4 protein-coding genes are annotated in these 3,780 nt (G+C 34.1%); 1 reads left to right on the top strand and 3 read right to left on the bottom strand.

Annotated elements, in window-relative coordinates; genetic code table 11:
• Positions 1 to 219: 219 nt before the first annotated feature.
• Positions 220 to 633 (bottom strand): DUF4262 domain-containing protein, encoded by a 414-nt coding sequence (locus tag V7068_RS11675; protein WP_499712936.1) that lies wholly within the window; start codon positions 631 to 633, stop codon positions 220 to 222.
• A 381-nt stretch (positions 634 to 1,014) separates the two neighbouring features.
• Between V7068_RS11675 and V7068_RS11680 the strand changes: the two genes are divergently transcribed.
• Complete coding sequence (locus V7068_RS11680; RefSeq protein WP_499712937.1) at positions 1,015 to 2,079, top strand: M14 family zinc carboxypeptidase; 1,065 nt, start codon at positions 1,015 to 1,017, stop codon at positions 2,077 to 2,079.
• Between the two features lie 47 nt (positions 2,080 to 2,126).
• Here V7068_RS11680 and V7068_RS11685 read toward each other — a convergent pair whose 3' ends face one another.
• Together V7068_RS11685 and V7068_RS11690 are read right to left on the bottom strand one after the other, a co-directional pair.
• Positions 2,127 to 2,330, bottom strand: a complete 204-nt coding sequence (locus V7068_RS11685; RefSeq protein ID WP_499712938.1) for a hypothetical protein — start codon at positions 2,328 to 2,330, stop codon at positions 2,127 to 2,129.
• A gap of 192 nt (positions 2,331 to 2,522) precedes the next feature.
• Positions 2,523 to 3,677 (bottom strand): replication initiation protein, encoded by a 1,155-nt coding sequence (locus V7068_RS11690; protein ID WP_499712939.1) that lies wholly within the window; start codon positions 3,675 to 3,677, stop codon positions 2,523 to 2,525.
• Between the last annotated feature and the right edge of the window lie 103 nt (positions 3,678 to 3,780).

Raw genomic sequence — 3,780 nt, forward strand, 5'->3', positions numbered from 1 at the left:
TTCATAAGACTATCATAAACCAACATAAATAATAGCAGCCGTTCTCTCATGTTGAAAATCTTAATTGGTGCTACTTTGCCCAATGGGATGTCGCGCATTTTAGTTCAGTAGGGATCTAAAGTGCGCGACGATAGAGTGTGCCACTTAAAAGCATTAAAAAAAGACCGTCTATGGACAATCCTGTTCTTGAAGTAAAGCCCCTTTTAGTTCAAGAACGTTTTAATCATTACTATCAAAATCATAATCCTCAAGCTGGATTTTATAATACTCATCACAATTCTCTTCAGTTGGAAGAATTCCGTCTTCATCAGGCAAAAGAACCCTTAACACATCTCGTCCCATTTCTTTATACTCTTTAAATGTCACTTTAAAGCCTTCTAATATGTCAGAGTATTCTTTGCCTTCCTCAAACCTTTTACCTCCGCTTATGTCATCAATTAAAGTGAAGAAAATATCATTTGCCACTTCAGGGTCCATATTAAGCACTATTTGAAAATCTCTATGATTAAAGTTCTCTTGAACTCCGTGTGTATGATAATTAGCGTGAATTTCATCGTATTCTTCAGCAAAAATGGCATCCATATACCAGCCATATTCTTCTAACATTTGTTGTTCCCATTGTTCATTTTCCAAGTGATTTACCCCCAAAACATTTGCTTAATTATAACATTCCTTGTTCAACTAAACTGTCCCGTTAGCCATGCTCCGCATCTCTACATTGATACAGCTACAAAGAAGAAAACAACCTTTCTTCTAAAAAATAAAAGTTGTTTTCTTCTTTCGTTGGTTTCTTCGCAGAAGCTCTCTTCCACCCTCGTCCGAAGACTACCATTATGGAAGAGTTTAAACAAGTTTATCATTGATGAAAAACGAGAGAGAACTGCTGTAAAGATCATACAGAAAGTAGGAGTTAAGAAAACATAGTTATTATTCACTATTAACAATAAGTGTTATAAATAATAAAATGTAAATATTATCCATTTTATAACTATTAAACATATAAGGGGAGATTTCATGAATTTAAAGAAGAAAATTCTATCAGTTTCATTATCTAGTTTAATAACTTTAAGCGCAGTAACAGCTGTTGCCGGCCCAGTCGATGCGGTTGGAAATGGTCCTAGCGCTGGAAATGGTCAAGTAACAACTTCAATTCTACATACTTATGACAGTTTGGTAAGTTACCTTAAAACTCAGGATGCTAAACAAGAAGCATTGACACTTGAAGTGATTGGAAAAACGGTAAAAGGGCGAGATATTTATCTAGCAAAGTACATCTCCAATCCTGAAAACCCCACTATACTATTTTTAACCCAACAGCATGGAAACGAACAACTGACTACTGAAGGTGCACTCGAATTTATTAAACATCTAGGCACGAATAAGACTAAAGGTTTGCTAGAAAATGTAAATATCTTAATCATTCCTATGTTAAATGCAGATGGAGCTATGGGTGATGTTAATTTCTCTCTTGATGACTACTTAGCAAAGGGTGATAGACATCTAACTCGTGCAAACGCTAACGGTGTCGACTTAAACCGCGAGCATGATAAAGAAACTAGTAAAATGCAAGTAGAAGTAAAAGCATTACATGAAAATGTTTTTGCAAAATACGATATTGATTACATGATTGATTTACATCATCAAGGGACGTTGAGCGAAACAGAAGGTGAACTTGTTTCAGGTTCGATGCTTTATCCAACAAACGCTAATGTAAAACCTGAAGTGTTAGAGGCTTCTAAAAAGCTAGGTGCTGTTGTATATAATGCAATAGAACCTACTGGTTGGGGGCATATTGGTAAATATAATGGAGGATCAGGAGAAAATATAGGTCGTAACGGTGCAGCCGTTCGTTATGATATTGCAACGCTTCTCTTTGAAATGCGAGGTATGTCAGACCACAATGTCGAATCCGTTGCACTTGGACAAAAAAGCAACGGCTATCTAATAAAACAAACCGTTACCACTTTGGATGCAGCTGTTAGAGCTCTTGCTGATAATTCAATTGAAACTGTTGATGCAAGCTTTTGGGATACACTTCCAACACAAACAAATCGTGCTGGAGAAGAAGCAGACGAATAAAATTATCGACACATCCTATTACTTTCAATGGGATGTGTTTTTTCTTGTTATCTGTCCTTTTGTTTATTCCAATTGTTCAACTTGACTTTTGAAAACGCTGAATCCAAATGGCCAAAAGAATTAAAATTTGTAACCTGTTTTATTAAACTTTGATGGTCACGTAAAGCCTGCATTACTGGTGGATTAATTATTTTATTAATCATTTCTTGCTGCCTTCTAAACGGTTCAAAAACATCATAAAGATTAACCATTATTTTCTCCCCTTAGTGTATATGTACTTTATATCAACAAAACATCGCTTAAAAGTTACTTCTCGTGAAACCTAAGTTTCACGTACAATAGGAAACGACTTTTAATAATTTATAAAAGGAGTACCATCAGAAAACTACATTTACAACGCTAAGCCCATTTTCCTGACGATTCCCCTTGTTAAAAAATCAACATTATCGTTTAACAGAGTTACTATTTATAAGCTCTTGAAGCTGTTGTTCTATTTCTCTTTTCTGTGCTTCACTTAATTTCTCTTTTCTCACTGCTTTTTCTTCTTTCTTATCTTTCTTAAACCAGTGTGGCAGCAACTCTTCCCGAATGATTTTTTTCGAATTACTTTCAACACTCACCCGGTGATGACTTGTACCTTTTTGCACGCATTTTACTTTCTCGTTGAGTATATAGGTGATAAAAGCAAGATGATTTTCAATGGAGGGAACACTAAAAGATTGCTGAATGAGCTTGTGAATTTCCATGTGTTTGTTATCACCCCATACTTCCTCGGCCAATTCGACCCATCTTTTCAACACTTTTTTCGTCAACGTATAATCATGTTTTTTGAAAGTCTGATCTAGCTGAAGATAGAGGGATTCAAACAAATCATCTGGTTCCTGCTTTATTTCAAGCAACTGAGTTTCATTTTCGAGAGCAGTTCTTTTTGAGGTAATAAAAAAGTGTAAAGCAATAACTTTTCTTCCTTTTTTAATCTCCTTGTAATTAAAAGAAATATCTGTGCTTTCCTCTAATTCCTTTTGGGCTGTTTTAAGTATTCTTAGCTTAAAATTGGAATACTCACTATATCCCGAATCTATTCCAAGCATTTCTTTCAGTTTTTCTAAATCAATTTGTACTTCTTTTCGCACTTCCCATTTCTTTAATAACTCATACATTCTAATAGAATGTCCACTTTTTAACTCTAAAATATTCTTCAATTTATAAGAGGTAAACTCTCTTTTTAACATTAATAAATACGGTTTTAAGTCTGCTGGAAAATTAAACTCCACCGTTCCTTGGCCGTAATTATATTTCACTCTGGTTAACCAATGGGTTTGAATTAATCCATCTTCCTCATGAATTTCAATAACTTTTGACAAAAGGTTTTTCGTAACCTTTTCTATCTCTTCATATTTTGGAGAACCTTTAAGTCCCATCATTTCACTAAAATCTTTAATAGAAAGGGAGTACGTTTTTAACTCTGTATCTTCTTTTTGTATTTTACTTACTATGTATAAAATGATTTTTTGTTCACGGGGCGTCAATCTGCTTTTATAATTTGCATCAATCAATTTATTTGATTTAGTAACCAAATTATTTATATCTTTTTTCATTCCCTCAACCCTTACACAGATTTTATTCATGTAAGGTTATTTTATCGCACACTAGTACAAATTTCAAAATGATTATTTAACTGAAACCGAAAGTGTAAGGGTT

This window comes from Bacillus sp. JJ634, assembly GCF_036962285.1.
Lineage (GTDB): Bacteria > Bacillota > Bacilli > Bacillales > DSM-1321 > Peribacillus > Peribacillus asahii_A.

Coding starts and splice junctions, on each gene's coding strand:
- V7068_RS11680 (WP_499712937.1), top strand. CDS start 1,015: ATGAATTTAAAGAAGAAAATTCTATCAGTTTCATTATCTAGTTTAATA.
- V7068_RS11685 (WP_499712938.1), bottom strand. CDS start 2,330: ATGGTTAATCTTTATGATGTTTTTGAACCGTTTAGAAGGCAGCAAGAA.
- V7068_RS11690 (WP_499712939.1), bottom strand. CDS start 3,677: ATGAAAAAAGATATAAATAATTTGGTTACTAAATCAAATAAATTGATT.